The organism is Brevundimonas sp. (assembly GCF_046295075.1).
Taxonomy (GTDB): Bacteria; Pseudomonadota; Alphaproteobacteria; order Caulobacterales; family Caulobacteraceae; genus Brevundimonas.
In genome coordinates this window covers 56637-83604 of record NZ_JBKBOC010000007.1, presented here as the reverse complement: position 1 = coordinate 83604, position 26968 = coordinate 56637, and the positions used below count along the sequence as shown (strand labels likewise).

The following is a 26968-nucleotide window of genomic DNA, read 5'->3' as shown; positions in this document are numbered from 1 at the left end:
GTTTGCAGGCCTTAAGGGTCAAGGCCTGCCATTGCGATAATCGTGTCTCGGGCCGGCGGAAGCTGGGTTTGGGCCTTACGCTGATGCGCCGCGCCCTGACGTCTCGGCCTCTGGGCCATCCGCCTCGGCATCCGGATCGCGACCCTGGCTGCGGTCGAACCACCGCATGACCGGCGTGACGGTGATCCCATGCAGCAGGATCGACATCAGGCAGATCAGACCCACGATGGCCCATAGGCGGTCGCCGCCCTCGAACGGCGCGGCGTTCAGCCCATAGGCCAGATAGTAGAACGACCCCACGCCGCGGATGCCGAAGAAGGCCAGGATCAGCTTCTCGCGCAGAGGTCGCTTCCAACCGATCAGACCGATCATTCCGGTCAGGGGGCGCACGACCAGCACGATCACAGCGGCCACCGCCGCATCGACCGGCCTCAACGGCGCCAGCAGACCTGACACCAGCGCTCCGCCAAAGAGGACCAGCACCACCATCATCGCCATCCGTTCGATCTGCTCGATGAAGTCGTGCATCTGGGCGTGGAAATCGTGGTCCCGATCGGCATGCCGGAACGCCAGCGCCGTGATGAAGACCGCCAGAAACCCGTAGCAGTGCAGCATCTCCGTCACCGAATAGGAGATGAAGGTCGCCGCCAACACGATGAAGCCGTCGCGCGTCGCGGCCAGTCGCGAGCGGACCGGGATTGCAAAGGTCAGCCACCCGAACAGCCAGCCGATCGCCCAGCCGATACCCAGCCCCGCGCCGATTTCCCACAGCACGCTGACGGTCAGCCATTCCACGAACCATTCGGTTTTCTGGCCCGACGCCACCAGCGCCAGGGCGATGGCCAGGTTGACGAACGGAAACGCCAACCCGTCGTTCAGCCCCGCCTCGGACGTCAGGCCGAAACGAACCTCGTCTTCTCGCCCTTCGCGCGGCGCGCCCACCTGGATGTCGGAGGCCAGCACCGGATCGGTCGGGGCCAACGTCCCGGCGAGCAGGATCGCCCCGGCCAGCCCAAGCCCCAGCACCGTCCAGCCCAGGATCACGATCGCCGCGACCGACAGCATCATGGTCACGCCCAGCAGTCGCCAGGTCACCCCCCAGCGCCGCAGGTTGAAAATCCTGTCGATCTTCAGACCGGCGCCCATCAGGGCGATGATCACCACGAACTCGGTCAGACGCTCGGTGATGTCGGGATAGGTCTGGGGCAGCGGATCGAACCCCACCTGCGGCAGGGCGAAGATCACGGCCCCGAGGATCACGCAAACGATCGGCAGCGACAGTGGCGCACGCCGGAACACCAGCGGCAACCACGCCACCAGAGCGACCAGAGCCCCCACCACGAACAGCATCAGGATATAGGGATCGGGCATGGCTCTCCGGGGGCCGTCGACAAGACCGCGCTTGCCTAATGCGACAGCGCCCAGAAGGTCGCTGACGCCGCGCAATAGCGTCATCAGAGAGAGGCCGCCAATCCTCCACCGCCGATGCAAACGACCCTTCTGCGCTGCCTAAAGCGGCCGCCGCAGGGCTCCACAGCCTCGTCTGCTTTCCATCCCGACCATAGGCATGTCCGTTTGCAGCGCCCGCGCTACGCCTTGCCGGTAAAGGTCTATCCTCGTCATTTCAGGGCGAGAATGACGGCTTAAAGAAGGGTCTAGCTCTTCTTGCGAAGTCGCTTCGCGTTGGCCGTCGCCGTCTTGTGGATCGGGGCCAAAGCCTCGGCCTGGGCCTTCATCAGTTCGCCGTTGAGGGTCATGGCCTGGGCCGCCGCCCGGCTCCACCAGCCCATTGCATAGCTGAACTGGGCTTCGGCCGCCTTTGCGGGGGTGCGCGCCTGGGTGACCGCCGCCGCAGCCCGCAGGGCATGCGCGCCCTCGTCCATCGCCGCGCGTCCCAGCCGCTGGCCGATGGCCCCGGCGCTGGCGGCCATGGCGTCGGCCGAGGCGGACAGGGCCTCGGTTTTCTCCGAACTCATCAGCGACAGTTCCTTCAGGTCCTGACCCTTGGCGCTGGTCAGCCCCTGAGCCATCAGGCCGGTGCGGACCGCGATCACCTCGGCCGAGGCGGCCAGAATCTCGGCGCCGACGATGGCTGCGTTGGCGGCGGTGGGGGACTTGCGGGTCAGTGAGGACCTCCAGGTTGGGTCTCTGCGGCGAAGGCCGCGATGTCGCTCAACAGGGCGGGGATCGCCGCGTCGATGATCTGCTGCCCCTTTTCGGGGCTGGCCTGCGCCGGATCCGAGCCGATCCGGCCGTCGGGGAAGCGGGCGCGATAGTCCAGGGCGTCACGGATGGGGCCGTTGGGCGCGATCTGCGGGCTGTAGTCGGCCGTCTTGATCCGCTCGGGATAGGCGGCCTGCGTCACCGCGATCTCGGACGGGGTGGCGTGCATCCCATGGCCGGTCGGAAACAGGCGATTGCACAGGCCGTGAACGCCCGGCAGATCCCACCAGTTCTTCAGCTTCAGAATAAACGGCGGCTGATCCTCGACGAAGCTCCACTCGGCGTAGATTTCCGAGATGGTCGCCTCGATGGTGGCGACGTTGCCGCCGTGCCCGTTCAGGAAATAGATTCGCTCGAACCCGTGCCGGCTCAGCGACGACACCCAGTCCGTGATCGCGGCCATGAAGGTCGAGGGGCGCAAGCTGATGGTGCCGGCGAAGGCCAGATGGTGCTGGGCCATGCCGATGTTGAACGTCGGGGCCACGATCAGACCGCCGTCGGTCTTTTCGGCCGCATGGGCGATGATCTCGGGGCACAGCCAGTCGGTGCCCAGAAGCCCCGTCGGTCCGTGCTGTTCGTTGGAGCCGATGGGCACGACGACCGTCTTCGACAGCGGACCGCCGTCGTTCAGCCGGGCGTCGATCTCGGGCCAGGACGACAGATGGATCAGCATGGCGACACTCTCAGGCTACAAAACACCAGCGCTTCTAGCGCGGCGGGGTCAAGAAGTCTTCGCCATGGACGGACGCGGAGCGTGGGCGACGACGAAGATGCGGGCCGCCTCCCTGGCTCGCGCCGCGCGCTTCTCGGGCGCCAGTTGGGGCACGTCCAGCATGGCGCGCAGATGGCCGTGGCCAAGCACCAGGCCGGCGAACATCTCGGCCGCCTCGTCGGGATCGGCGACGGTCAGACGGCCCAGCCTAGACTGTTCCGCCAGCCAAAGCGCCACTTCCTTCAGGCTGCGACGCGGGCCAGCCTCATAGATGGCGTGGGCGATCTCGGGCGCCTCGACGGACACCAGGGCCACGCCGCGCATCGAGCCGACCTTGTCGGCGCTGCACACCCGGTCCAGCAGGGTCAGGGCCAGGGTCTCCAGCACGGTCTGCGGATCGCCGGTCCCGCGCAGGGGCGCGATGATGTCCTCCACCCGCTTCGACGCCAGGGCCTGGGCGATCTCCAGCTTGGAGGCGAAGCGGTTGTAGACCGTCTGTTTGGAGACGCCGGCCAGTTTGGCGATCTCGTCCATCTTGGCCTGCAGCCCCTTGTCGGCGAACAGGGTCGCCGCGGCGTCCAGGATCGCCTCGCTCTTCTTTTCATCGACCTGCCCGCGACGGCGCGCCATCAGTGGACGTCCGAGGGCGGCGCGCCCGCCTGGGCCTTCACCGGTTGCGCCGCCAGGGTGACGAACGCCGCGCCCGCGCAGAGAATGCCCAACAGGGCGAAGGCGTCGCCGAAGGCCATCGTCGTCGCCTGCCGTTGCAGAATCCCATAGACGGCCTTCATCGCCGAGGCGGCCGGGTCGATGGAGCCGGAGAAGCGCAACGCCATTCCCGCCAGCATCTGCCGCATCGCCTGGTCGCCCTGGGTGATGCCGCTGGTCAGTTCGGCCATGTGCAGAGCGGTGTTGGTGGTCAGACTGGTGTTCAGGATCGCCAGGCCGAAGGCGCCGCCGACGTTGCGCGCCAGATTGACCAGGCCCGAGGCGTTCTTGACCATATGCGGCGGCAGGGTCGCCATCGTCACCTGTTGCGAGGCGATCATGGCCAGCATGACGCCCACGCCGCGGAAGGCCTGGACCGAGGCGAATTCCCAAAAGCCCCAGTTCTGGGTGACGACCCGCGCCTCCCACATGCCCCAGGCGCACAGCATGAAGCCGCCGAACATCAGGATGCGCGCGTCCATCTTGCGCACCAGTCGCCCGGCGAACGGGGCGGTGGCGAACATGGCCAGACCGGACACGACCATGGTGGTGCCCACCTGGGACGACGAATAATCCAGCACCCGGCCCAGGAACAACGGCAACAGGAAGGTGCCGCCATACAGGGCGAAGCCGACGATGAAGGTCATGATGAAGCCGACCAGGAAGTTGCGGTTGGCGAAGGCGCGCAGCTCGACGATCGGCTGGCGGTAGGCCAGGGAGCGCCAGATGAAGACCGGCCCCGCCACGGCTGCGACCACCGACAGCAACAGGATGTGGGTGTCGTCGAACCAGTCGTTCTTGGAGCCTTCCTCCAGCACATATTGCATGCTCATCAGGAAGGTCGCCATGAAGCCCAGGCCCCACCAGTCGAACCCCTTGGCCAGGGACGGGTCGCCCTTGTCGAAGTTCCCGTAGCGGCCGACCAGGAACAGCACCAGAAGCCCTGGGCCCACATTGATGAAGAACAACCACCGCCAGCTCAGCCACTCTGTCAGGTGCCCGCCCAGGGTGGGGCCGACGGTCGGCGCCAGGGTGACGATCAGGCCCATGACCACGCTGGCCGTGACCCGCTTGTCCGGCGGAAAGGCGGTGAAGGCGACGGCGAAGACGGTCGGGATCATGGCCCCGCCGACGAAGCCCTGGATGGCCCGGAACAGGATCATCATGTCGATGGAGGTCGACAGGCCGGTGGCGATGCTCATCAGCACGAAGCCGGCGCACGACGCCAGGAACAGCCGCTGGGTGCCCCATAGCCGGGACAGGAAGCCCGACAGCGGGATCATCACCACCTCGGGGATCAGATAGGCCGTCTGGATCCAGCTGATCTCGTCGGCCGAGGCGCCGACCCCGGCCTGGATCTGGGGCAGTGAGGCGGCGACTATCTGGATGTCCAGGATGGCCATGAACTGACCCACCACCATTCCGGCGAAGCCGAGCAGCAGCATGGTCCAGTTGATCTCGGGATGGCCGGCGACGGGGCCCTTGGGCGCGGCAGGGGCCCCGCCGTCTGCGGCGGGGACGGCGGCGGTCACTGGCCTGCGGCTCCCGGAGCGGTGGAGGAGGGGGCGGCCCCGATCGCGGCTTCGCCGAAGCTCTGGCCGCCCTGGCTCTTCAGGTCGATCTTGACGTCCACGGACAGGCCGGGACGCAGAGCTAGGCTCCGGTCGTCGCCGCTGACCACGATCCGCACGGGCACGCGCTGGGTGATCTTGGTGAAGTTGCCGGTGGCGTTCTCGACCGGGATCAGGGCAAACTCCGAGCCGGTGGCGGGGGCGAAGCTGTCGACGCGCCCCTCGATCTTGCGGCCGGGGAAGGCGTCAGCCGAAATCTCGACGGTCTGGCCCAGACGCACCTTGTCCAGCTGCGTCTCCTTGAAGTTGGCGATGATATAGGTCTGGGTCAGGGGCACGATCGACAGCAGCTGGGTCCCGGCGTTGACGTACTGTCCGGCGCGCACGCTGCGGGCGCCGACGACGCCGGCGGCGGGCGCGCGGATCACGGTGCGCTCCAGGGCGATGCGGGCCTGATCGACGACGGCGCGGGCCTGATCGACGGCGGCGACGCTCTGCTGGCGGGTCGAGCCCAGCACGCCGGCGGTGCGCTGTTCGGCAACCAGGGCGGCCTGGGCCTGCTGCACCCCGGCGGTGGCGGTGGCGGCCGAGGCGCGCTCGGTCTGGATGCGCTGCTGCGACACCCAGCCCTGTTCGGCCAGCTTGCCGTAGCGATCGACCTCGGCGCGGGCCAGGCCGGCCTGGGCGTTCGCCTGGGCGACGGAGGCGGCGCGGGCGGCGATGGTCGCCTGTTCCTGTTCGGCCTGGGCGTCGACATGGCCGACGGCCGCGATGGCGGCGGCCAGATTGGCCTCGGCCTGGGCCAGTTCGGCCTTCTGGTCGGAATCGTCCAGCTTGACGAGAATCTGCCCGGCCTCGACCCGCTGGTTGTCGCCGACCAGAACCTCGGTCACCCGGCCGGACAGTTGCGGGCTGACCAGGGTCGTGTCCGCCTGGACGAAGGCGTTGTCGGTGGTCTCCCACCGCTGGCCGTTCACCCACCAGATGACGCCGCCCACGATCAGGGCGAGGCCGACGATGACCGCCGCGATCAGCGGCAGGCGTTTCTTGAGTTCAGGCGACATTGGACATCCGGCGAGGGTGCGACGTTTTGAAGCGGCGCTAAAATGGACCCCGCCGTCCAAAAATCAATGTCCAATCGCGCAGAACCCGATCACGACGCGTTTTCGTGTATGTCCTCGCCGCATGAACGACCGCGCCCGAGCCTCCAATCCCCTGCCGTCCCAGGTCGATGTCGTGGTGATCGGCGCCGGCGCGGCCGGGATCGCCGCCGCGCGCCGCCTGACGCGGCCCGGCTTGTCCCTGTTGGTCCTTGAGGCCCGCGACCGGATCGGCGGCCGCGCCTGGACGCTCTGGACCCAGGGCGAGGGTCTGGACATGGGCTGCGGCTGGCTGCACTCGGCCGACGACAATGTCCTGGCCGGCCGGGTCGAGGCCGAGGGGCTGACGCTGGATCAGACCCCGCCGCCCTGGCGCACCCAGGCCTTCGATCACGAGATGACCCGCGCCGACCAGGCCGCGTTCGGCGAGGCCTTCGCCGCCTTCGACCAACGGGTGACAGAGGCGGCCGCGCGCGGTGAGGATCGCCCGGCTTCGGACTTCTTCGATCCCGACAGCCGCTGGAACGCCCGGATGGATGCCATCTCCGGCGCCCTGAACGGCGCGCGTTTCGCCGAGGTCTCCAGCCTGGATTACGACGCGTATGGCGACACCGGCGTGAACTGGCGGGTGCGCGAGGGTTATGGCCGGTTGATCGCGCGCCTTGGCGAGGCTGTCTCGCCGGGCACGGTGACGGACTGCGCCGTGCGGCGGATCGACCGGTCCGGCCCCTTGCTGCGGCTGGAAACCAACCGGGGCGAACTGACAGCACGGATCGTGATCATGACCGTGCCCAACAGTCTGATCGCCAGCGAGACCATCCGCATCGATCCGCCCGTTCCAGCCCTGCTTGAGGCGACGGCGGGCGTGCCGCTGGGCCTGGCGTCCAAGGTGCATATGACGGTGCGCGGCGCCGGCGACTTCCAGCCCGATACCCAGCTGTGGACCCGCACCGACACGGCCGAGACCGGCGGCTATCATCTGCGGCCGTTCGGGCGGCCGATGATCGAGGCCTATTTCGGCGCCGACCTGGCCTGGGGGCTGGAGGCGCAAGGGCCGCCCGCCCTGTTCGACTTCGCCCAGTCCGAACTGGTCGCGGCCCTGGGTTCGGACATGCGCAGACGGCTGGAGGCGGTCGCGGTCAGCGGATGGGGCGTCGATCCCTGGTCGCGCGGCGCCTATTCCCACGCCCTGCCGGGTCATGCGGTGGACCGGGCGAAGCTCCGCACCTCGGTCGAGGATCGGATCTTCCTGGCCGGCGAGGCCACGGCCCCCGTCTATTACGGGACGGCGCACGGAGCCTGGATGGAGGGTCGTCGGGCGGCCGATACGGCCCTCATCGCGCTGGGTCTTGACCCGCGTCGCGACGACGGCGACAGCGAGGGATGAAGCCCGCCAAGGCCCGAAAACCCGCCGCGAAACAGGCCGCCAAACGCCCGTCCATCATGACCGGCGCATCCATCCCCGTGCTGCGCTGGCCGCCGGACGAGGATCGTGTCGGGACCATCTTCGAACACCTTGCCGGCGTCATGCCCGACCCCAAGACCGAGCTGAACTTCTCCAATCCCTACACCCTGGTCGTCGCTGTCGCCCTGTCGGCCCAGGCGACGGACGTGTCGGTGAACAAGGCGACCGACGCGCTGTTCAAGGTCGCGGACACGCCGGCAAAGATGCTGGCCTTGGGCGAAGAGGGCCTGATCCCCTACATCGCCTCCATCGGCCTTTATCGCGGCAAGGCCAGGAACGTCATCGCCCTGAGCCGCATCGTGCTGGAGCAGCATGGCGGCGAGGTCCCTTTGAACCGCGCCGATCTGCAGGCCCTGCCCGGGGTGGGGCGCAAGACGGCCTCGGTGGTGCTGAACGAGCTTGGGATCGAGGCCGCCATCGCCGTAGACACCCATGTGTTCCGCGTCTCGCACCGGCTGGGCTTGGCCAACGCCGCGACGCCCGACAAGGTCGAGGCCCAGCTGTTCAAGGTCGTGCCGGAGGAATGGCTGCCCAAGGCGCACCACTGGCTGATCCTGCACGGCCGCTACACCTGCACGGCGAGGAGGCCTAAATGCCTGTCCTGCCTCATCGCCGACCTGTGTCCCTCGCGCGCCGGGCTGCTGGCCTTGGGCGAGGCGGGCTAGGAGCCGGCGTCCGGCGGGAGTTCCGAAGGCGTCCCGCTCAAGCTCTCTTTGGCTTCCAGATCGGCGATCATCTTCTGAAGCAGGTCACGCAACTGGGCGATCTGCGGGTCGGAGAGCGGCAGACGGTCCACGACCTCGCGCCGAACGTCCAGAACCTGTCGCCGCAGGCCCCAGGCCTTGGCCGTGGGCTGGACCCAGACCTTGCGTTCGTCCTTTTCGTCGCGCCGACGATCAAGCAGACCGGCGGCCTCCATCTTCTTAACCTGTGGGGTCAGGGCGCCCGTCTCCATATGGGTGCGGCGGCCGACCTCGCCCATGGTCACGGGGCCTTGCGTCTCCCACAGGGCGAGAAGGATGAGGTACTGCGGATGGGTCAGGCCCAAGGGGTCCAGCAAACGCCGATAAAGGCGCGTCACCAGACTGCTGCTCGTCTGGAGCGCCAGACACAGTTGGGCGTCGATCTCCAGGTCGGGAATACGTTCCTCGGTGCGTGATTGGGAAGCCATGAGGGTCTTTAGAACACGCTTCGCACGGGCCAAAAAGAACCGAAGCAATCGGTTCCATCAAAGCTCAAAAATATATCAGATCTGATATAATCATTTGTTAGTTAGATACCCCTACTGCCGACGACCTTGTTCAGAAGGAACCTGCAGATGTTCGGCAACAGCCAAAGACGCCGCGACGCGGAAGAGCTTCAGGAAATGCGCGAGATGGTCGCGGCCCTTGGACGCGTCCAGGCGGTGATCGAATTCGAACTGGACGGCACGATCGTCACGGCCAATCCCAACTTCCTGGCCGTTGTCGGCTATAGCCTTGACGAGGTTCAGGGTCGGCACCACCGGATATTCGTCGATCCTGCCGAGGCAGCCTCGCCGGACTACGCGGACCTGTGGCGCAGGCTGAACGCCGGCGAGTTCGTCGCCGGCAAGTTCGTCCGCTACGGCAAGGGCGGCGCCCGCGCGGTGATCGAGGCCAGCTATAATCCGATCCTGGGCGTCGATGGAAAACCCTACAAGGTCGTCAAGTTCGCCATTGACGTGACAGCGGTCGAGGCGGAACGCCAGCGTCGCATCGAGGCGGACCAGATGGCGGCTCAGGTGCAGACCCTGGTCGTCAAGGCCACCGGCCAAGGCCTGTCGGCCCTGGCGGCGGGCGACCTGTCCTATCGCATCGACGAGGCCTTTCCCGGCGATTACGCCGTGCTGCGCGAAGACTTCAATCGCGCCATGGGCTCCCTGGACCAGGCCGTCGCCGTCATTCGCAGCAACGCGGGTTCGATGCAGTCCGGCGCCGGCGAGATCAGCAGCGCCGCCGAAGACCTGTCGCGCCGCACCGAACGCCAGGCGGCCGGTCTGGAAGAGACCGCCGCCGCTCTCGATCAGATCACCGCCACCGTCCGCAAGGCGGCCGAGAACGCCCTGGCCGCCGACACGGTCGTGACCCAGACACGCGCCCAGGCCGAAACCGGCGGTGTCGTCGTCCAGCGCGCCATTACGGCCATGGGCGAGATCGAGGCGTCCTCGACCCAGATCAGCCAGATCATCGGCGTCATCGACGAGATCGCCTTCCAGACCAACCTGCTGGCCCTGAACGCGGGCGTCGAAGCGGCCCGAGCCGGGGAGGCCGGTCGCGGTTTCGCGGTCGTGGCCTCGGAAGTGCGAGCCCTGGCCCAGCGCTCGGCGGACTCGGCGCGTGAGATCAAGACCCTGATTTCGGCCAGCGGGGCGCAGGTCATGGACGGGGTCACCCTGGTGCGCCAGTCCGGTGAAGCCCTTTCCGGAATCGCCCAGCGCATCAACGACATCACCCATCTGATGGGCGAAATCCGCGCCTCGACCCAGGAGCAGGCGCTTGCCCTGGCCGAGGTCAATACCGCCGTCAACGAGATGGACCAGGTCACACAGCAGAACGCGGCGATGGTCGAGCAATCGACCGCCGCCAGCTTGAACCTGAATCGCGAGGCGGCCGACATGGCGCAGCTGGTGGGTCGGTTCCAGGTCAGCGACGGCGGCGCCGACCAGGCGCCCGCCCCGATCCGCCGGGCCCACGCCCGGATCGAAGCCTTCGCCGCCCAATCCGCTCCGACCAAGTCCGCGCCCGCCAGGCCGCGTCTGGTCGCCGGCGGCGACTGGCAGAGCTTCTAAGCCTCCAGCCGCGCCTTCACGGCCTCGGCGAAGCCGGCGCCGTTCGCCGGGTCGTGATCCAGGTAGAAGTCCGGCTCGATCAGTTCGGCCTCCATCAACACCCAGGCGCCCACGTCGTCGCGGGCCAGGTCGATGCGGGCGTAAAGCAGTGGCTCGTCGATGGCCGCCAGCACCTGTTGCGCCAGGGCCATGGCCTGCGCATCCGGCGTCACGGCCGTATAGAGGCCGCCGAACTGCATCTGGATGCGGAAGTCGCCGGGGACCGGCCGCTTGTTGACGGCGTGGCTGAACCGGCCGCCGAAGAACAGCAGCGAGGTCTCGCCCTCGGTTTCGATGGATTTCAGATAGGGCTGGATCATCGCCGCCCCCTCGGGCGCGTCGATCAGAGCGTCGCCGCGAGAAAGACGCAGGGTTCGAAACGCCCCGGCCGACACGGTCGGTTTGACGATCAGCACCGGCGACCCGGTCTCGGCGAAGGCGGCGTCCAGCTCGGCCTGGGTCACGCCGTCGCTCCATCGCGTCGGAGGTATCGGCACGCCCTTATCGGCCAGCCGCGCCAAATAGGCCTTGTCCGAATTCCAGCCCAGCACCGAGGCCGAATTGGCCACCGGCAGGCCCGCCTCGGTCCAGGTCGCACAGGCCTTCAGCCAGCGGCCATGATCGCGGTGATAGCCCCAGGTGATGACCGGCAGGATCAGATCATAGGCCGCCAGACCCGAGGCGTCCTCCGTGTGATCGGTCCAGGGCGTAGGCGAAACCGTCGCGCCGGTCCCTTCCAGCGTCGCCGTCAGCCGCGTCAGCACCTCGGGCCAGCGGCCGATGTAGGATTTGTCGGTCGGATCGGGGGTCAGGACGGCGATCTGGGTCATGACGCCTGCCTATCGCAACCCGCCGACGCATATAAGGGCTTCCTTATATGTTTTCGGGTGACGTTCGGGTCTTCAACCGCTAAGGCGCGATCATGACCCAGAACACCGCCCAATATGACGTCTGCGCCGTCGGCAACGCCATCGTCGACGTGCTCAGCCCCTGCGACGCCGCCTTCCTGACGGCCCAGGACCTGGCACCCAACTCCATGCAGCTGGTCGACGCCGAACGCAGCGCCGCCCTGTATGACGCCATGGCGCCCGGCGTTGAGGCCTCAGGCGGTTCGGCCGGCAACACCGTAGCGGGCGTCGGCTCGTTCGGCGGTCGCGCGGCCTATATCGGCAAGATCGCCGACGACACTCTGGGCGAGGTGTTCAGCCACGACATCCGCGCCGCCGGCGTCCACTTCGCCACTCCGGTCCTGACCGGCGGGGCCGAGCGCGGCTTCGGCACCGGCCGTTGCCTGATCAACGTCCTTTCGGACGGCGCGCGCACTATGGCCACCTTCCTGGGCGCCGCCAACCAACTGTACGCCGACGACATCGACGAGGCCCTGATCGCGTCCAGCGAGATCGTCTATCTGGAAGGCTATCTGTTCGACCCGGCGCCGGCCCGCGCCGCCTTCGAACGCGCCGCCGCCGCCGCGCACAAGGCCGGCCGCAAGGTCGCCATCACCCTGTCCGACACCTTCGTCGTCGCCCGCTGGCGCGCCGAACTGCTGAGCTTCATCGAACAGTCGGCCGACATCGTCCTGGCCAACGAGGCCGAACTGGGCGCTCTGTTCGAGACCGAAGACTTCGACGCCGCCGCCGCCCAACTGGCCGCCATCGTCGAGATCGCAGCCGTAACCCGCGGTGAGCACGGTTCGGTCGTCATCGCCGGCGACGAGCGCGTCGTCGTCGCCGCCTATCCCGTCGCCAAGGTGATCGACACCACGGGCGCCGGCGACCAGTACGCCGCCGGTTTCCTGCTGGGCGTCGCGCGCGGTTTGTCGTTGGAAGAAGCCGGCAAACTGGGCTCGCTGGCCGCCTCCGAAGTCATCGCCCACTGGGGCCCGCGCCCGATGGTGAAACTGGTCGATCTGGCCGGTGAAGCCGGGCTGAGGCTATAGAATCCATTGTCTCCTCCCCGCTGCGTGGGGAGGTGGCGCGGCGCTTCTTCAGCGCCGAGACGGAGGGGTTCTTCGACGCGAAGAAACAACCTTCCGTGAGGGCATTGAGAGCCCCTCCACCGCTTCGCGGTCCCCCTCCCCACAAGTGGCGAGGAGACGATGGATTCAGCTCTTCCACCTCAGCGTCACCGGCTGGATCGGGTTGACGAACGCCCGGTCCTCGGCGCGGCTCTTGGCCCATTCGCGCTTCAGCTGCTGATACCATTTCGCCTGTCTGTCGGCGTCGTCGATCCAGATCAGGGCGGGGTCGTAGCGCAGGCCCTCGTTCTGCAGGTTCACCATGCCGCCGTCCTGTTTCAGGAAGGCGACCACCCCCATCCGCAGGAAGGGTTTGGCCAGGTCGAAGACCCAGTGGTCGGACCAGAAGATCTGGGTGATGCGGGTTTTCGTGTCGGTGATCGGGGTCAGGCAGGTCAGGGCCAGCACCTGTTTTTCGCCGACCTGAATATGCTCCCAGCGGAAGCCGGGCAGGCGGAAACTAATCTCCGTAGCGGGCGCCCCGCCCAGGATCTTGTAGAGCCGGCTGTTAGACGACGGCGCGTGGCGGACCATGGCCCAACCGAACTCGGTCGGCGCGAACGCCTTGGCTTTTTCGTGCATCGAATGCTCTGACCGCCACCACCATTGCTGGTGAACGTAGGGCCCGTGGGCGGGGTCCATAAGACCGACGACGGCGTGGTCGATATGGCTGTCGAAATCCATGGCCTCGACCAGCTTGGCCTCGCCGCCGACCACGCCGGGGAAGACCGGCGGCTCGTGGTCGGGCTCCATCGGATTGCGCGCGTCCGACGCCATCCAGACGAAGACGATCCCCTGGCTCTCGCGCACCGGATAGGACCGCACGCGGATACGGTTCGCCTCGAACGCCTGATCCTCGACCAGCGAAGGGATGGCGGCGCAGACCCCGTCGGTGCGGAAACGCCAGCCGTGATAAGGGCATTCGACCGTCTCGCCTTCGCCGGGCTTGTCCACCAGCTTGCCCGCCGACAGGGGCGCCGCGCGATGGGGACAGATGTCGCGCATCGCATAGACCTGGCCCGCGCGGGTGCGGCCGACCAGCACCGGCTCGCCCATGATCTCGTAGCGTTTCAGGCTGGCGACCGCGACGTCGCGGCCCAGGGCGACGAAATACCAGGCGTCGGTGACGAACCCCTTGCCGAACGGACTGACGCCCGTCTTGGACGGAGCAGCTTCGGCTTGAGGCGATAGAACGGGAGCGACGGTCATTCGAGCTGTTTAACAGCGGCTGAGAGGCGAGGCCATCATGCGAGACAGCCTCAATAAAACAGCTTGTCGTTCGAGCGATATAATATACGAAACATACTCGTTTCATATATTTTGGGGCCAGAGGGTGGGCATCGTCAGCATAGAGGACGAACTGCACGAGCAGCTGCGTCGGGCCGCAAAGGCGTCCTATCGCTCGATCAACGCTCAGGCGGCGTTCTGGATCAGGATCGGCATGCTGTGCGAGACCCATCCGGGCGTGACGTTTCAGGAGCTGGTGGCGCGCGAGCTGAGGGCGGCGGGCGTGGATGCGCCTGCCCAGAAAACTCCAATGCCGACGGACGCCGCCGCGTGATCAAGACGCCGGCCGAGATCGAGCTGATGGCCGAAGCGGGACGACTGCTGGCCTGCGTCTTCACCCATCTGGACGCGATGACGCTGGAGGGGCTGAGCACGCTTGAGATCAACGACCGGGTCGAGGCCTTCATCGTGGACGAGCTGAAGGCGCGACCGGCCAGCAAGGGCCAGTACGGCTACGGCTTCGTGCTGAACAGTTCTAGGAACCAGGTCGTCTGCCACGGCGTGCCCTCGGCGGACGAGGTGCTGAGGGACGGCGACATCGTCAATCTGGACATCACCCTGGAAAAGAACGGCTTCATTGCCGATTCCTCCAAGACCTATCTGATCGGGTCGGTCGGGCCGCAGGCGCGACGGCTGGTCCGCACCACCTATGAGGCGATGTGGAAGGGCATCCAGGCTGTTCGGCCGGGCGCCAGGCTGGGCGACATCGGTTTCGCCATCGAGAAACACGCCCGCAAGGGCGGCTATTCCGTCGTGCGCGACTATTGCGGCCACGGCATCGGGCGCGAGATGCACGAAGACCCGCAGGTGCTGCATTTCGGCAAGGCGGGGACCGGCGCGACCCTGCGTGAAGGCATGACCTTCACCATCGAACCGATGCTGAACCAGGGCGTCCGCACGGTCCACACCGAGGACGACGGCTGGACCGTGGTCACCGACGACGGAAAACTGTCGGCCCAGTTCGAACACACCGTGGCGGTGACCAAGGACGGCGTGCGGGTGTTGACCCTGAGGCCGGACGAGAAGCGGGCGGGGTGAGACGAGCGGCGAAGGTGATTCCGTCCCTTCATCTTTACAGCCTATATGAAGGATGACGACCGGCGCGCGCCGGATGCAGCGGACGATCCGATGGTAGAAGCCACCTCCTTCTTCTCGCCCAAGACCCACGGCTTCGTGCGCGTGGCGGCGGCGACGCCGATCAGCCATGTCGGCGATCCCAAGGCCAATGCAGAGGAGCACCTGGCCCTGATCCGTCAGGCGGCCGATCAGGGCGTGGACCTGATGGTGTTTCCCGAGCTGTCCCTGTCGGCCTATGCCATCGACGATCTGCATATGCAGGCGGCTTTGTTGGACGAGGTCGAGCGTCAGATCGCGGTCATCGCCCAGGCGACGGGCGACAGCGATCTGGTCGCCGTGGTCGGCGCCCCGATCCGCAACGGCGACGCCCTGTATAATTGCGCCGTGGTGATGGGCGCAGGCGAGGTGCTGGGCGTCGTGCCCAAGACCTATCTGCCCAACTACCGGGAATATTACGAGAAACGCTGGTTCGCTCCGGCCACGGCCCGCGCCGAGGACGTGATCCGGCTGAACGGCGAGACGGTGGACTTCGCCCCGGGCCTGGTGTTCGAGGCGGTCAACCAGCCGGGCTTCGTCTTCGCGGTCGAGATCTGCGAGGACTATTGGGCGCCCCTGCCCCCCTCGACCCGCGCGGCCCTGGCGGGCGCCCGGATCCTGCTGAATCTGTCGGCGTCCAACATCGTCATCGGCAAGGCCGACGAACGCGCCATGCTCAGCGCCAGCCATTCGGCCCGCACCCTGTCGGCCTATGTCTTCACCGCCTCGGGCTGGGGCGAGAGCACCACCGACCTGGCCTGGGACGGTCAGGCGACGATCCATGAGCTGGGCTCTAAGCTGGCCGAGGGCGAGCGGTTCGCCCTGGACAGCCACCTGACGCTAGCCGACGTGGACGTGGACCGGATCGGGCTGGATCGCCTTCGGAACGGCACCTTCTCCGAATGCGCGAGAAACGAAGGCGAGCCGGCGACCGTCGTGCCCTTCATGGCGCGTGAGGATGCGGTCGAGAGCGAGCTGATCCGGCCGCTGGACCGGTTTCCGTTCGTGCCCGACGACGCCGGGCGGCTGGACCAGGACTGCTACGAGGCCTTCAACATCCAGGTCCAGGGGCTGATGCGCCGGATGACGGCGACCAAGGCCGAACGGCTGGTGATCGGGGTCTCGGGCGGACTGGATTCGACCCAGGCCCTGCTGGTCGCCTGCCGCGCCTTCGACCGACTGGACCTGCCGCGGACTCATATCTTGGCCTATACGATGCCGGGCTTTGCGACGTCGGACGGGACCAAGTCCAACGCCTGGGCCCTGATGACCGCGCTGGGTGTCACGGGCGCCGAGATCGACATCCGCCCCGCCGCCGAACAGATGTTCAAGGACATCGGCCACCCCTATGCCGAGGGTCAGCCGGTTCACGACATCACCTTCGAGAACGTCCAGGCGGGGTTGCGGACCGACTATCTGTTCCGCCTGGCCAACCAGAACCGGGCATTCGTCCTGGGCACGGGCGACCTGTCGGAACTGGCCCTGGGCTGGGCCACCTATGGCGTCGGCGACCATATGAGCCACTACAACGTCAACGGCGGGGTGGCGAAGACCCTGATCCGCCATCTGATTCGCTGGGTGGCCGCGCGCGAACTGGTCGGCGCCGAGGCGACCCCGACCCTGCACGCCATCTTGGACACCGAGATCTCACCCGAACTGGTCCCGGCCAAGGACGGCGCGATCCAGTCCACCGAGGGAACGGTCGGCCCCTATGCGCTGAACGACTTCTTCCTGTTCTACATCAGCCGCTTCGGCCTGAAGCCGTCCAAGGTCGCCTTCCTGGCGCACCAGGCCTGGAGCGACGCCGGCGCCGGGCATTGGCCCGCGAACACCCCCGACGACGAAAAGGTCGAATACGACCTGGCGACCATCAAGGCCTGGCTGCGGAAATTCCTGATCCGCTTCTTCCAGACCGCCCAGTTCAAACGCTCGGCCCTGCCGAACGGCCCCAAGGTCGTCACCGGCGGCTCCCTGTCCCCGCGCGGCGACTGGCGCGCCCCGTCGGACGGCAATGCGCGAGTGTGGCTGGACGAACTGGACGCGAACGTCCCGGATTGACCGTCTCCTCCCAGCTTTGCGGTGAGAAGCGCGCAAAAATCCCGCATCTGGAGTGTGGATATTCGGCGATCCCCTCGGTAGAAGCTTCGCCATGACCGAAGACGTGACCAAAGACTCGAACGGCAACATCCTGGCCGATGGCGACAGCGTGACCCTGATCAAGGATCTGAAGGTCAAGGGGTCGGGCGGGGTGACGCTGAAGCGGGGAACCCTGGTCAAGAATATCCGTCTGACCGGCGACACCGACGAGATCGAGGCCAATGTCGATAAGGTGCGCGGCCTGGTCCTGCGCGTCGAGTTCGTGAAGAAGGCTTAACCGCCCCCTCTTCCCAAATGGCCCTCTTCCCAATTGGGACGTCAGCCGCCATCTAGCGGCCATGACCGACACCCTCGCCGCCCCAACCTCGACCGCCGCATCCAACGGCAAGATCCCCGTCACCGTCCTCACCGGCTACCTCGGCGCCGGCAAGACCACCCTATTGAACCGCATCCTCACCGAGGATCACGGCAAGCGTTACGCCGTCATCGTCAACGAGTTCGGCGAGATCGGCATCGACAACGACCTGGTGGTCGGCGCCGACGAGGACGTGTTCGAAATGAACAACGGCTGCGTCTGCTGCACGGTGCGCGGCGACCTGATCCGCGTCGTCGCCGGCCTGATGAAGCGCCAGCGTCCCGGCAAGCCGGCCTTCGACGCCATCATCGTCGAGACCACGGGCCTAGCCGACCCCGGTCCGGTGGCCCAGACCTTCTTCGTCGACGAGGACGTCAAGGCCAAGACCCAGCTGGACAGCGTCACCACCCTGGTCGACGCCAAACATGTGATGGCGCGGCTGGACGACTCCAAGGAGGCGCGCGAACAGGTGGCCTTCGCCGACCGGATCATCCTGAACAAGGTCGATCTGGCGACGCCGGAAGAGCTGGACGCGGTCGAGGCCCGCCTGCGGGCGCTGAACCCGCTGGCGCCCATCGTGCGCGCCGAGCGGTCCAACGTGCCGCTGGACCAGGTGCTGGGCCTGCACGCCTTCGACCTGGACCGGATCCTAGAGGTTCGGCCGGACTTCGTGAACCCGCCGCACGGCGCGGACGGCCATGTGCATGACGAGGCCTGCGGTCACGATCACCATGACCACGATCATGGGCACGACCATCATCACCATGATCACTCACACGGCGCGCGCGGTCACGCCCACCAGGACGACATCAAGGGCATTTCGCTGTCGCTGGACCGCCCGCTGGACGGCGCCAAGTTCACCGCCTGGCTGGACAAGCTTCTGGGCGAGCAGGGCCAGAACATCCTGCGCGCCAAGGGCATCATCGACGTTCAGGGCGAGGACCGCCGCCTGGTCTTCCAGGCCGTTCACATGATCCTGGAAGGCGACCTGCAACGCGAATGGGGCGTCGCCGAACGCCGCTGGAGCCGGGCGGTCTTCATCGGCCGCGATCTAGATGAAGCGGCGCTGAAGGCTGGCTTTGAGGGTTGCGCGGCCTCTTGATCCTTCTCCCCTCGGGGGAGAAGGTGGCCCGTAGGGCCGGATGAGGGGGCTGCCGGAAACAGATGTGGCAGTCGCCGAAAAGCACCGGACAGTCACGCCGCTTTCGCGCCGAGATGACAGGCGCAGAAGCGATCCTTTGGTCCATGCTGCGGAACCGACAGCTGGGTGGTTTGAAGTTTCGGCGACAGGCCCCTGTCGCGGGCGCGATCGCCGACTTCGCCTGCCATGAGATCAGGCTGATCGTCGAACTGGATGGGGGCGTGCATGATCTGCACGAGGCGCGCGACGCGGCGCGGGATGCCCGGATAGAGGCGGCGGGATATACCGTCTTGAGATTCAGGAACGCGGAGTTTTCGAAGAATCCGGCGGTCGTGACCGAGGCCATACGGCGACATGCCGCGATGCGGACACAGCCCCCTCATCCGACCGGCTCCGCCGGCCACCTTCTCCCCCGAGGGGAGAAGGAAATCGACGACTGATTATTTGCCGAACAGCTTGTTCCAGCGGCGCTTGTCGCGGGCCTTCCAGGCGCCGCGGTGATAGGCGTCGGAGCCGATCAGTGGCACGACCGTGGTGGCCTCGGCGAAGACCATCTGTTCGTGGGTGGTCTGGACCTTGCCCCAGGAGGCGGCTTCTTTCAGCGTCGAGGACGAGCACGCGCCGTCGCGGACGTCGGCGACGGTGATCTGGACCGCATAGCGGTGCATCTCGGCCTCGACGCCCAGGATTTCGGCGCAGACGACGGTGTCCTGGGCGAAGTTCTTGGGCACGCCGCCGCCGACCATGAACAGGCCGGTGACGCCGGCGGCGATCTTGATGTCGGTCAGTTCGCGGAAGTCGGCGATGGCGTCCAGCATCAGATAGGGCTGGCCGGCGGCGGCGCGCTCTTTCTGGTGCTTGACCAAACCAAAGCCGGCCGAGCTATCGACGAAGGCCGGGCAGAAGATCGGCACGCCCTCTTCATAGGCGGTCTGAATCAGCGAGCCGGGCTTCTTGGCGTTGCCCTCCGACAGCCACTTGCCCATCTCCCAGATGAACTCACGGCTGGAATAGCCGCGCGGCTCCAGCCGGTTGGCGATCTCCAGGATGGTGTGGTCGCAGGCCTGGAGTTCTTCCTCGTCGATATAGGTGTCGTAGATCCGGTCGATGTAGTTCTCGCGCAGGACGTTGTCGTCCACCTCGCCGGCGGCCTGATAGTGTTTGAAGCCCAGGGCCTCGAAGAAATCCATGTCCACGATCGAGGCGCCGGTGGCGACGACGGCGTCCACCATGCCGAACTTCACCATGTCGCGGTACACGTGCATGCAGCCGCCGGCCGAGGTCGAACCGGCCAGGATCAGCCACGGCGAGCAGTCCTTGTCCTCGATGGCCATGGAGAAGATGTCGGCGGCGCGGGCGGTGTCGCGCGAGCTGAAGGACATCTTGCGCATGCTGTCGATGATCGGGCGCGCGTCGAAGCTGGTGATGTCGACATGCTCGACCACGTTCTGCAGCAGCTGGGCCTTGGTGTTGGCTTGAACGGGAGCGTTCATTTCGGAGGTTTCCCTTTGATTTGAGCGCCCGTCATAACCTCAAGGAGCATCGGGACGGAGCGACCGATGACCCTGAATAGACCGTCACCCTCGGACTTGTTCCGAGGGCCCATTGATCGGCCGCACGATCCCGGCAGCGGGGTGCAGCACCGTGGGCCCTCGGGACAAGCCCGAGGGTGACGCAGTCAAGTTACTTCCTGCGCGACTTGCGCTGACCGGCCTTACCCTTGGGACGTGACAGGCGCACGATCTTGCGGGCGTTCTCTTCCGCCGTGGTGCGCACGGTGGGGATGGAGCGCGGGGCCAGACCATAGAGCGAGGCCATCGGGGCGTCCTCGACCACGGCGAGATCGTGCTCGCCATAGCCGTTGAAGCCGGTCGACATCGCAACGCCATAGGCGCCCAGCATGCCGATCTCGATGAAGTCGCCTTCGCGCACATCGGCCGGCAGCCAGAAAGGTCCCGGCATATGATCGATGGAATCGCAGGTCGGGCCGTAGAACTGGAACGCCTTCAGGTCGCTTGCCGCCTCGCCGTCCCGAACCAGCTTGGTCGGGAAGGGCCAGCGCGAGTGGGTCGCGTCGAACAGCGAGCCGTACGAGCCGTCGTTCAGATACAGGGCGTCGCCCTTGCGCAGATCGACGCGGGCCAGGATCGACGAGGATTCGGCGACCAGAGCCCGGCCGGGTTCGCACCACAGCTCGGTCGTTTCCGACACCGGCATCTCGTTGAAGCCGCGATGGATGGCGTCGGCGTATTCGCTCATGTCCGGCGGGACCATGCCGGGATAGACCGAGGGGAAGCCGCCGCCGACATCGACGATGTCCACGATGACGCCTGCACGGCTGATCGAACGCCCGACCTGGGCCATGGCGGCCTGATAGGCGGTCGGGCGCATGCACTGGCTGCCGACGTGGAACGAAACGCCCATCAGGCCTTCCTTGACCGCCTGACGCGTCTCCATCAACAGGGCCGGAGCCTGATCCGCAGAGACGCCGAACTTGCCCGAAAGCGTATAGGCCGCGCCGTCGGCCGAGACGGCCATGCGCACGATCAGATTCAGGTCGTCCGCGCCGCCGGTGGCGTCGAGGATCTTGTTCAGCTCATCGACGCAGTCGAGCGAGAAGGTCCGCACGCCGTGATCGAAATAGGCCTTGGTGATCGCAGACCGGCTCTTGACCGGGTGCATGAAGGCCAGGCGAACGTCATGGCTGACCGAGCGAACAAGCTCGATCTCGGCGATGGACGCCACGTCGAAGCCACGAACGCCGGCCTCGATCAGGGTCTCGACGACCCAACGCGACGGGTTCGCCTTCACCGCATAGAAGACGTCGGCTTTTAGATTATCCTGGAACCAGCGTGCCGCTACGGAAACCGAACGCGGTCGCACGAGGGCGACGGGACGTTCAGGGGACCGCTCACGGACCAGGTCCAGGGGAAGCTGATACGTGCGCAATTCACGTAACCCCCTGCTAATTGTTAAACCCAGACCGGCGTTAGCGGCGCAGACAGGACCTACGGGGTCCGCCGGAAGCCGCGATATGGGGACTTCGAACTGTCATGTAAAGGGGTTTTTTCGTGGCAGGGCTTGGGTTTGGCCAAGACTGGACTGTCACAAATGTCCGCGCACCCCATGAAACGCCGTCGTGAGGGCAACCTGGGCCGTTCCACCTCGTTGAGCAGCCGGGAGGCGTGAATGAACCGGTGGATATTCTTGTGGCGCAAGTTGAAACGCCAGCTTTGGGTGCGCGCGACGGCCTATGCGGGCGTAGGGGTGGCCGCGGCGCTGCTGGCGGTCTTCCTGGCGCCATGGGTTCCCGCTCAGATGGCCGAGCGACTGGGCGGCCAGTCAGTGGAATCCATACTGACGATCCTGGCGTCCAGCCTGCTGGGCGTGGCGACGTTTTCGGTCGGCGCCATGGTCACGGCCTATACCTCCGTCTCGTCAGCGGCCAGTCCGCGGGTCGCCGCCCTGGTGACCAGCGACGAGGAAACGCAGAAGTCCCTGGCCACCTTCGTGGGGGCCTTTCTCTACGCCATCGTCGCGGTGACGGCGATCAACGCCCATTATTATGGCCAGAACGGCCGAGCCATCCTGTTCCTGGTCAGCCTGGCCATGGTGGGGCTGGTGGCGTTTCGCCTGCTGGCCTGGATCAACCGCCTGTCGAGCCTGGCCCGGGTTGGTCACATGATCGATCTGGTGGAGGGTTATGCGCTCGACGCCCTGACTCAGCGCCGAGACCTTCCGCTTCTTGGGGGCAGGCGGGGACACCTTTCAGGTGGAGCCGAGGTCAAGGCCCACGCCACCGGCTACGTCCAGAACGTCGATCCCGCACGTCTTCAGGCGATGGCCGAGGCGCGCGACTGCGAAGTCGAGGTGATCGCCGCGCCGGGCGCACTCGTTCGGCGTGGGGGCGTGCTGGCCCGGATCAGCCTGCCGGCCTGCGACGACAGTGCTCAGGATGATTTTCGATCAGCGTTCGCGATCGGGAATTCGCGCTCATACGATCAGGATCCGCGCTTCGGCCTGATCGTGCTGGGCGAAATCGCAGCAAAAGCCCTGTCGCCCGGCGTGAACGATCCTGGAACCGCGATTCAGGTCCTATCAAGCGGCGTACGCCTGATCGACATATGGGCGAACGATGTCGCGACAGACAAGGATGGGCCCCTGCGCGACCGGCTGTTCGTACCGGACATTGCCGATGCGGACCTTTTGGACGACGTTTTCGGCCCCATAGCGCGTTACGGAGCCGGCGACGTGGCGGTTTCGGTCCGATTGCAAAAGAGCCTCAGGGCGCTTGCGACGACACCGGCACTGGCGTCCGTGATAGAGCCCCTCGCGCGCGAAGCGCTGGAACGCTCCCGCGCCGCCTTGCCGATCGCCGCCGATGTCGCAAGGGTCGAGGCCGCGGCGGAAGGCCGCTAAATGGGTCGGCTATGGACGAGGTCGCACGCCGTGTGCGATTAAGGCCTTGCCTAGACGCCTTCGTCGCGTCATGCGGCGCCCCTTCGCCACAGCCTCCTAGCGAGTTCATGAGTTCATCCGCAGCCGCCGTCTCCCCCGGGCTCGTCCTGGCGCGCGACGTGTCGAAGACCTTCGGATCGCGAAAGGCGCTGGACGGCGTCTCGATTTCCGTCGCCTCCGGCGAAATGGTCGCCCTGATCGGTCCGTCCGGTTCAGGCAAGTCCACCCTGCTCCGCTCCATCACCGGCCTGCAGTCGATCGACGCGGGCAAAGGCACGATCCAGGTGTTCGGCGAGACCGTGCAGAAGGACGGTCGGGTCACCGGTTCTGTGCGCAAGGCGCGCGGCAAGCTGGGCATGATCTTCCAGCAGTTCAACCTGGTCGGCCGCCTCAGCCTGTTCTCCAACGTCATGCTGGGCGCGCTCGGGCGCCTGCCCGCATGGAAGGGCCTGCTGGGCGCCTGGCCCCAGGCGGACAAGGACAAGGCCATGGCGGCCCTGCACCGCGTCGGCGTGTCCGACTATGCGGCCCAGCGCGCCAACACCCTGTCGGGCGGTCAGCAGCAGCGCGGCGCCATCGCCCGCGCCATCGTGCAGGGCGCCAAGGCCATCTTGGCCGACGAACCCGTCGCCTCGCTGGACCCGGTGTCCGCCCGCAAGGTGATGGAACTGCTGGTCGAGCTGAACAGGCGCGACGGCATGGGCGTGATCGTCACCCTGCACCAGGTCGACTACGCCATCCGCTATTGCGACCGTGTCATCGCCCTGCAAGGCGGCAAGATCGTCTATGACGGTCCGTCAACGGCGCTGGACCAACAGCGTCTGATCGAAATCTACGGTCCCGAGTTCGAGGACGCGTTCTGGGAGACCAAGGCATGAGCCTGTCCCGTATTTCCTCTACTCGCCGCCTGCTCGCAGCGGCGGGCGCAGCCGTGATGATCCTGGGCCTGGCGGCCTGTGGCGGCGGTGAGGACCAGAAGGCCGGCGGCGTGCCGACCGAGATCACCTTCTCGATCCTGTCGGCCGAAGGCCAGGCCTCCGCCGGTCCGCTGTGGCAGCCGCTGCTGGACGACATGTCCAAGGCCATCGGCGTGCCGGTCAAACCCTATTTCGGCTCGAACTATACGGTTCTGGTCGAGGCTATGCGCGGCAACCACACCCAGGTCGGCTGGTTCTCGGCAAAGCCCGAGGTCGAGGCCATCGACCGCGCCAAGGCCGAGGTCATCGCCCGCACCGTCAACCGCGAAGGCCTGGACAGCTATCAATCGACCCTGATCGTCAAGAAGGGTTCGGGCATCACGCTGGACAAGGTCATGGCCTGCGGCAAGCAGTACAACTTCGGCATCGGCGACGCCCAGTCGACGTCGGGCACCTTGGCCCCGCTGACCTTCCTGTTCAATCCGCGCGGCGTGGTGCCGTCACAGTGCTTCAAGACGGTGCGCTCGGCCAACCACCAGGCCAACGCCTTCGGCGTGGCCACCGGCGTGATCGACGTGGCGACCTCCAACAGCGTCAACACCATCTTCATGCGCAAGGAAAACCCGCAGCTGGCCGGGCAGATTGAGGAAATCTGGACCTCGCCCCCCATCCCCGAGAGCGGCATCGTCGTGCGCGAGGACCTGGACCCGGCGCTGAAGGAAAAGATCCGCAGCTTCTTCCTGACCTATGGCCAGGGCGAAGGCGCCGAGGCCGAGCGTCAGCGCGCGGTTCTGGCGGACCTGGAATATTCCCGCTTCACCGCCGCCGACGACACCTATCTGGATCCGATCCGCGAAATGATCGCCGACCAGAAACTGGGCGATGCGCGCGCCAAGGGTGACACCGCCGCCGTCGCCGCCGCCGAGCGCGAGCTTCAACGCCTGCGCAGCCTGCGTGAGGTCCGGCCTTGACCGCAGTCGCGTCCCCCGCCGTCTCCATCCCGGCGGCGCCCAAGAAATCCACCCTGGCGTGGGTCGCCGACATTCTGGTGTGGGGCGGCGTCGCCGCCGTCCTGCTCTACAGCATCGACGCCGTCGATCTGGGCAATCTGCCGCGCCTGTTCGCCGGCAACGACAGCACCCAGCTGTTCGTGCACGACCTGCTGCGTCCCGACTTCAGCGACTGGAAGATGTTCGTCGCCAAGATGTGGGAGACGGTTCAGATTGCTCTGTGGGGCACCTTCCTGGCCGTTCTGCTGGGGATTCCGCTGGGTCTGGCGGCGGCGCGCAACATCGCCCCTGTCTGGGTCGTGACGCCCGTGCGGTGGGTGATGAACCTGCTGCGTTCGGTGCCCGACCTTGTGATCGGCCTGCTGTTCGTCACCGCCGTGGGCCTGGGGCCTCTCGCAGGCGTCCTTGCCATCACTCTGAATACGGCCGGGGTCCTGGCCAAGCTGTTTTCCGAAGCCGTCGAATCGATCGACAAGGGGCCGGTCGAGGGCGTGCGCGCCACTGGCGCCGGCAAGCTGCACGAGATCGTCTGGGGCGTGTTGCCGCAGGTCGCGCCGCTGTGGACCTCGTTCGCCCTGTATCGCTTCGAATCGAACAGCCGTTCGGCGACGGTTCTGGGTCTGATCGGCGCCGGCGGCATCGGTCAGGTGCTGTTCGACAGCATGAACGCCTTCGACTTCCGGGCCGTGTCGGCCATCGTGATCGTCGTGGTCGTCGCGGTGACCTTGATCGACACCCTGTCGCAGGTCATGCGCCGCCGCCTGCTGTAGCGAAGGCGGCCCTTCGTCGGACTGTCACAATCCTCTGCTCTAAGCATCGCGAAATCGATGCTCAGGGAGAGCTCAGGATGATCCGCACACTGAAACTGGCGGCTTCGGCCGCCGCCCTTCTGGCCCTGGCGGCCTGTGGCGACAACGGCGGGGGCGGCTCTGCCTCCGGCACGCGCGCCGGCATCTGGTCGGCCGGTTCGTCCACCGTCTTCCCCTTCGCCACCCGCGTGGCCGAGACCTTCGCCCGCGCTTCCAACGGCGCAGCGCCCCGCGTCGAATCGCTGGGCACCGGCGGCGGCATCCAGGCCTTCTGCCAAGGCATCGGCCCGACCACCCCGGACATCGCCAACGCCTCGCGTCAGATGAAACAGTCCGAGTTCGACCTGTGCGCCAAGAACGGCGTCACCGAGATCGTCGAGATCAAGATCGGCTTCGACGGCATCGTCATCGCCACGGCCCGTAACGGCAACGGCTTCAACTTCGAATTGAACGACCTGTACGAAGGCCTGGCCAAGGAAGTGCCGGGCCCGAACGGGACCTTCGTCGCCAACCCCGCCACGACCTGGAACCAGGTCAACGCCGGCCTGCCGAACCTGCGCATCCAGGTCTATGGCCCGCCGCCCACCTCGGGCACGCGCGACGCCTTCCTGGAGCTGGGCATGACGCCGGGCGCTAAGCTGGTTCCGGCCGCTGCTGCGGTCGAAGCCTCCGACGCGGATCGTTTCGAAGCCCTGGCTCACACCCTGCGTGAGGACGGCGCCTGGATCGATTCCGGCGAGAACGACAACGCCATCGTCCAGACCCTGACCCGCACGCCGGGCTCGCTGGGCGTGTTCGGCTATTCCTTCCTGGAACAGAACCTCGACACGGTGAAGGCCGAGACCATCGACGGCGTCACGCCCAATGCAGACACCATCGCCAGCGGCGCCTATCCGCTGTCGCGCAGCCTCTTCATCTATGTGAAGAAGGCCCACATCGGCGTCATCCCCGGCCTGCAGCAATATGTGCAGGAGTTCCTGTCGGAAGGCGCCGCAGGCAAGGGCGGCTATCTGGCCGACCGCGGCCTGATCCCCCTGCCGGAAGATCAACTGCTGGCCCAGCGCGCGACCATCGCCGCCATGACCCCGATGACGCGTCCCGCCAAGTAAGGCGGAACCCGACCGCCGTCCCGCCCCT

The 26968-nt window shown here is 66.6% G+C and carries 26 protein-coding genes; 15 read left to right on the top strand and 11 right to left on the bottom strand.

Annotation, left to right across the window (positions count from 1 at the left end; all coding sequences use genetic code 11):
- Positions 1-75: 75 nt before the first annotated feature.
- The 6 genes from ACK4MH_RS07945 to ACK4MH_RS07920 form a co-directional block, all read right to left on the bottom strand.
- Positions 76-1371 carry a cation:proton antiporter gene (locus ACK4MH_RS07945; protein ID WP_409716835.1) on the bottom strand — a complete coding sequence of 432 codons (1296 nt, stop codon included), beginning with the start codon at positions 1369-1371 and terminating at the stop codon, positions 76-78.
- A gap of 284 nt (positions 1372-1655) precedes the next feature.
- Complete coding sequence (locus ACK4MH_RS07940; RefSeq protein WP_409716833.1) at positions 1656-2054, bottom strand: phasin family protein; 399 nt, start codon at positions 2052-2054, stop codon at positions 1656-1658.
- Between the two features lie 68 nt (positions 2055-2122).
- Entirely contained in the window at positions 2123-2896 is a 774-nt protein-coding gene (locus ACK4MH_RS07935) for a creatininase family protein (protein WP_409716831.1), read from the bottom strand.
- A gap of 48 nt (positions 2897-2944) precedes the next feature.
- Positions 2945-3565, bottom strand: a complete 621-nt coding sequence (locus ACK4MH_RS07930) for a TetR/AcrR family transcriptional regulator (protein WP_409716829.1) — start codon at positions 3563-3565, stop codon at positions 2945-2947.
- The gene (locus ACK4MH_RS07925) at positions 3565-5175 is read right to left on the bottom strand and encodes a DHA2 family efflux MFS transporter permease subunit (protein ID WP_409716827.1); all 1611 of its coding nucleotides are present in this window, start codon (positions 5173-5175) and stop codon (positions 3565-3567) included. Before ACK4MH_RS07925 ends, ACK4MH_RS07930 begins: the two co-directional genes overlap by 1 nt.
- Complete coding sequence (locus ACK4MH_RS07920) at positions 5172-6278, bottom strand: HlyD family secretion protein (protein WP_409716825.1); 1107 nt, start codon at positions 6276-6278, stop codon at positions 5172-5174. Before ACK4MH_RS07920 ends, ACK4MH_RS07925 begins: the two co-directional genes overlap by 4 nt.
- 121 nt (positions 6279-6399) lie before the next feature.
- Here ACK4MH_RS07920 and ACK4MH_RS07915 point away from each other — a divergent pair, with 121 nt between their 5' ends.
- The gene (locus ACK4MH_RS07915; protein ID WP_409716823.1) at positions 6400-7701 is read left to right on the top strand and encodes a flavin monoamine oxidase family protein; all 1302 of its coding nucleotides are present in this window, start codon (positions 6400-6402) and stop codon (positions 7699-7701) included.
- Positions 7698-8444 carry an endonuclease III gene (gene nth, locus ACK4MH_RS07910; protein WP_409716821.1) on the top strand — a complete coding sequence of 249 codons (747 nt, stop codon included), beginning with the start codon at positions 7698-7700 and terminating at the stop codon, positions 8442-8444. Before ACK4MH_RS07915 ends, nth begins: the two co-directional genes overlap by 4 nt.
- On the opposite strand, the gene ACK4MH_RS07905 is transcribed toward nth, so the two are convergent.
- Positions 8441-8950 carry a MarR family winged helix-turn-helix transcriptional regulator gene (locus tag ACK4MH_RS07905; RefSeq protein ID WP_409716819.1) on the bottom strand — a complete coding sequence of 170 codons (510 nt, stop codon included), beginning with the start codon at positions 8948-8950 and terminating at the stop codon, positions 8441-8443. The genes nth and ACK4MH_RS07905 overlap by 4 nt on opposite strands.
- A gap of 147 nt (positions 8951-9097) precedes the next feature.
- On the opposite strand from ACK4MH_RS07905, the gene ACK4MH_RS07900 reads away from it, so the two are divergent.
- Positions 9098-10588, top strand: a complete 1491-nt coding sequence (locus tag ACK4MH_RS07900) for a methyl-accepting chemotaxis protein (protein ID WP_409716817.1) — start codon at positions 9098-9100, stop codon at positions 10586-10588.
- Here ACK4MH_RS07900 and ACK4MH_RS07895 read toward each other — a convergent pair.
- A complete protein-coding gene (locus tag ACK4MH_RS07895) occupies positions 10585-11457 on the bottom strand; it encodes a RimK family alpha-L-glutamate ligase (protein WP_409716815.1) in 873 nt (290 codons plus the stop codon). The two genes, ACK4MH_RS07900 and ACK4MH_RS07895, sit on opposite strands and share 4 nt — an antisense overlap.
- Positions 11458-11549: 92 nt before the next feature.
- Between ACK4MH_RS07895 and ACK4MH_RS07890 the strand changes: the two genes are divergently transcribed.
- Complete coding sequence (locus tag ACK4MH_RS07890; protein ID WP_409716813.1) at positions 11550-12566, top strand: adenosine kinase; 1017 nt, start codon at positions 11550-11552, stop codon at positions 12564-12566.
- A 165-nt stretch (positions 12567-12731) separates the two neighbouring features.
- Here ACK4MH_RS07890 and ACK4MH_RS07885 read toward each other — a convergent pair whose 3' ends face one another.
- The gene (locus tag ACK4MH_RS07885) at positions 12732-13853 is read right to left on the bottom strand and encodes a Rieske 2Fe-2S domain-containing protein (RefSeq protein WP_409716811.1); all 1122 of its coding nucleotides are present in this window, start codon (positions 13851-13853) and stop codon (positions 12732-12734) included.
- 124 nt (positions 13854-13977) lie between these two features.
- Here ACK4MH_RS07885 and ACK4MH_RS07880 point away from each other — a divergent pair, with 124 nt between their 5' ends.
- From ACK4MH_RS07880 to ACK4MH_RS07855, 6 genes are all read left to right on the top strand, one after another.
- Positions 13978-14205 carry a ParD-like family protein gene (locus ACK4MH_RS07880; protein ID WP_409716809.1) on the top strand — a complete coding sequence of 76 codons (228 nt, stop codon included), beginning with the start codon at positions 13978-13980 and terminating at the stop codon, positions 14203-14205.
- Positions 14202-14969 carry a type I methionyl aminopeptidase gene (gene map, locus ACK4MH_RS07875; RefSeq protein WP_409716807.1) on the top strand — a complete coding sequence of 256 codons (768 nt, stop codon included), beginning with the start codon at positions 14202-14204 and terminating at the stop codon, positions 14967-14969. Before ACK4MH_RS07880 ends, map begins: the two co-directional genes overlap by 4 nt.
- Positions 14970-15059: 90 nt before the next feature.
- Positions 15060-17102 carry an NAD(+) synthase gene (locus ACK4MH_RS07870; RefSeq protein WP_409716805.1) on the top strand — a complete coding sequence of 681 codons (2043 nt, stop codon included), beginning with the start codon at positions 15060-15062 and terminating at the stop codon, positions 17100-17102.
- A gap of 91 nt (positions 17103-17193) precedes the next feature.
- The gene (locus ACK4MH_RS07865; RefSeq protein WP_008263608.1) at positions 17194-17418 is read left to right on the top strand and encodes an alkylphosphonate utilization protein; all 225 of its coding nucleotides are present in this window, start codon (positions 17194-17196) and stop codon (positions 17416-17418) included.
- Positions 17419-17479: 61 nt separating this feature from the next.
- Entirely contained in the window at positions 17480-18598 is a 1119-nt protein-coding gene (locus tag ACK4MH_RS07860) for a CobW family GTP-binding protein (RefSeq protein ID WP_409716802.1), read from the top strand.
- 62 nt (positions 18599-18660) lie between these two features.
- Positions 18661-19077: an endonuclease domain-containing protein gene (locus tag ACK4MH_RS07855; protein ID WP_409716800.1), complete on the top strand. Its 417-nt coding sequence runs from the start codon at positions 18661-18663 to the stop codon at positions 19075-19077.
- On the opposite strand, the gene ACK4MH_RS07850 is transcribed toward ACK4MH_RS07855, so the two are convergent.
- Together ACK4MH_RS07850 and ACK4MH_RS07845 are read right to left on the bottom strand one after the other, a co-directional pair.
- On the bottom strand, positions 19078-20130 hold the full coding sequence (locus tag ACK4MH_RS07850) for a 1,9-bis(guanidino)-5-aza-nonane synthase (RefSeq protein ID WP_159846940.1): 1053 nt from the start codon (positions 20128-20130) through the stop codon (positions 19078-19080).
- Positions 20131-20320: 190 nt separating this feature from the next.
- A complete protein-coding gene (locus ACK4MH_RS07845) occupies positions 20321-21586 on the bottom strand; it encodes a type III PLP-dependent enzyme (RefSeq protein ID WP_409716798.1) in 1266 nt (421 codons plus the stop codon).
- Positions 21587-21826: 240 nt separating this feature from the next.
- On the opposite strand from ACK4MH_RS07845, the gene ACK4MH_RS07840 reads away from it, so the two are divergent.
- From ACK4MH_RS07840 to ACK4MH_RS07820, 5 genes are all read left to right on the top strand, one after another.
- Positions 21827-23056 carry a DUF2254 domain-containing protein gene (locus tag ACK4MH_RS07840; RefSeq protein WP_409716796.1) on the top strand — a complete coding sequence of 410 codons (1230 nt, stop codon included), beginning with the start codon at positions 21827-21829 and terminating at the stop codon, positions 23054-23056.
- Between the two features lie 107 nt (positions 23057-23163).
- Positions 23164-23973, top strand: a complete 810-nt coding sequence (gene phnC, locus ACK4MH_RS07835) for a phosphonate ABC transporter ATP-binding protein (RefSeq protein WP_409716794.1) — start codon at positions 23164-23166, stop codon at positions 23971-23973.
- Complete coding sequence (phnD, locus tag ACK4MH_RS07830) at positions 23970-24983, top strand: phosphate/phosphite/phosphonate ABC transporter substrate-binding protein (protein WP_409716792.1); 1014 nt, start codon at positions 23970-23972, stop codon at positions 24981-24983. Before phnC ends, phnD begins: the two co-directional genes overlap by 4 nt.
- Positions 24980-25792, top strand: coding sequence for a phosphonate ABC transporter, permease protein PhnE (gene phnE / locus ACK4MH_RS07825; RefSeq protein ID WP_409716790.1), 813 nt, complete (start codon positions 24980-24982; stop codon positions 25790-25792). Before phnD ends, phnE begins: the two co-directional genes overlap by 4 nt.
- Before the next feature lie 77 nt (positions 25793-25869).
- A complete protein-coding gene (locus tag ACK4MH_RS07820) occupies positions 25870-26940 on the top strand; it encodes a substrate-binding domain-containing protein (RefSeq protein WP_409716788.1) in 1071 nt (356 codons plus the stop codon).
- Positions 26941-26968: the final 28 nt, after the last annotated feature.

Bases quoted from the DNA above. Each gene is read 5' to 3' on its own strand.
- ACK4MH_RS07935 (WP_409716831.1), bottom strand. From the start codon at position 2,896: ATGCTGATCCATCTGTCGTCCTGGCCCGAGATCGACGCCCGGCTGAAC.
- ACK4MH_RS07905 (WP_409716819.1), bottom strand. From the start codon at position 8,950: ATGGCTTCCCAATCACGCACCGAGGAACGTATTCCCGACCTGGAGATC.
- ACK4MH_RS07855 (WP_409716800.1), top strand. From the start codon at position 18,661: ATGTGGCAGTCGCCGAAAAGCACCGGACAGTCACGCCGCTTTCGCGCC.
- ACK4MH_RS07885 (WP_409716811.1), bottom strand. From the start codon at position 13,853: ATGACCGTCGCTCCCGTTCTATCGCCTCAAGCCGAAGCTGCTCCGTCC.
- ACK4MH_RS07920 (WP_409716825.1), bottom strand. From the start codon at position 6,278: ATGTCGCCTGAACTCAAGAAACGCCTGCCGCTGATCGCGGCGGTCATC.
- ACK4MH_RS07870 (WP_409716805.1), top strand. From the start codon at position 15,060: ATGGTAGAAGCCACCTCCTTCTTCTCGCCCAAGACCCACGGCTTCGTG.
- ACK4MH_RS07900 (WP_409716817.1), top strand. From the start codon at position 9,098: ATGTTCGGCAACAGCCAAAGACGCCGCGACGCGGAAGAGCTTCAGGAA.
- ACK4MH_RS07915 (WP_409716823.1), top strand. From the start codon at position 6,400: ATGAACGACCGCGCCCGAGCCTCCAATCCCCTGCCGTCCCAGGTCGAT.
- ACK4MH_RS07840 (WP_409716796.1), top strand. From the start codon at position 21,827: ATGAACCGGTGGATATTCTTGTGGCGCAAGTTGAAACGCCAGCTTTGG.
- ACK4MH_RS07860 (WP_409716802.1), top strand. From the start codon at position 17,480: ATGACCGACACCCTCGCCGCCCCAACCTCGACCGCCGCATCCAACGGC.
- ACK4MH_RS07930 (WP_409716829.1), bottom strand. From the start codon at position 3,565: ATGGCGCGCCGTCGCGGGCAGGTCGATGAAAAGAAGAGCGAGGCGATC.
- nth (WP_409716821.1), top strand. From the start codon at position 7,698: ATGAAGCCCGCCAAGGCCCGAAAACCCGCCGCGAAACAGGCCGCCAAA.
- ACK4MH_RS07890 (WP_409716813.1), top strand. From the start codon at position 11,550: ATGACCCAGAACACCGCCCAATATGACGTCTGCGCCGTCGGCAACGCC.
- ACK4MH_RS07850 (WP_159846940.1), bottom strand. From the start codon at position 20,130: ATGAACGCTCCCGTTCAAGCCAACACCAAGGCCCAGCTGCTGCAGAAC.
- phnD (WP_409716792.1), top strand. From the start codon at position 23,970: ATGAGCCTGTCCCGTATTTCCTCTACTCGCCGCCTGCTCGCAGCGGCG.
- ACK4MH_RS07865 (WP_008263608.1), top strand. From the start codon at position 17,194: ATGACCGAAGACGTGACCAAAGACTCGAACGGCAACATCCTGGCCGAT.
- ACK4MH_RS07820 (WP_409716788.1), top strand. From the start codon at position 25,870: ATGATCCGCACACTGAAACTGGCGGCTTCGGCCGCCGCCCTTCTGGCC.
- ACK4MH_RS07945 (WP_409716835.1), bottom strand. From the start codon at position 1,371: ATGCCCGATCCCTATATCCTGATGCTGTTCGTGGTGGGGGCTCTGGTC.
- phnC (WP_409716794.1), top strand. From the start codon at position 23,164: ATGAGTTCATCCGCAGCCGCCGTCTCCCCCGGGCTCGTCCTGGCGCGC.
- ACK4MH_RS07895 (WP_409716815.1), bottom strand. From the start codon at position 11,457: ATGACCCAGATCGCCGTCCTGACCCCCGATCCGACCGACAAATCCTAC.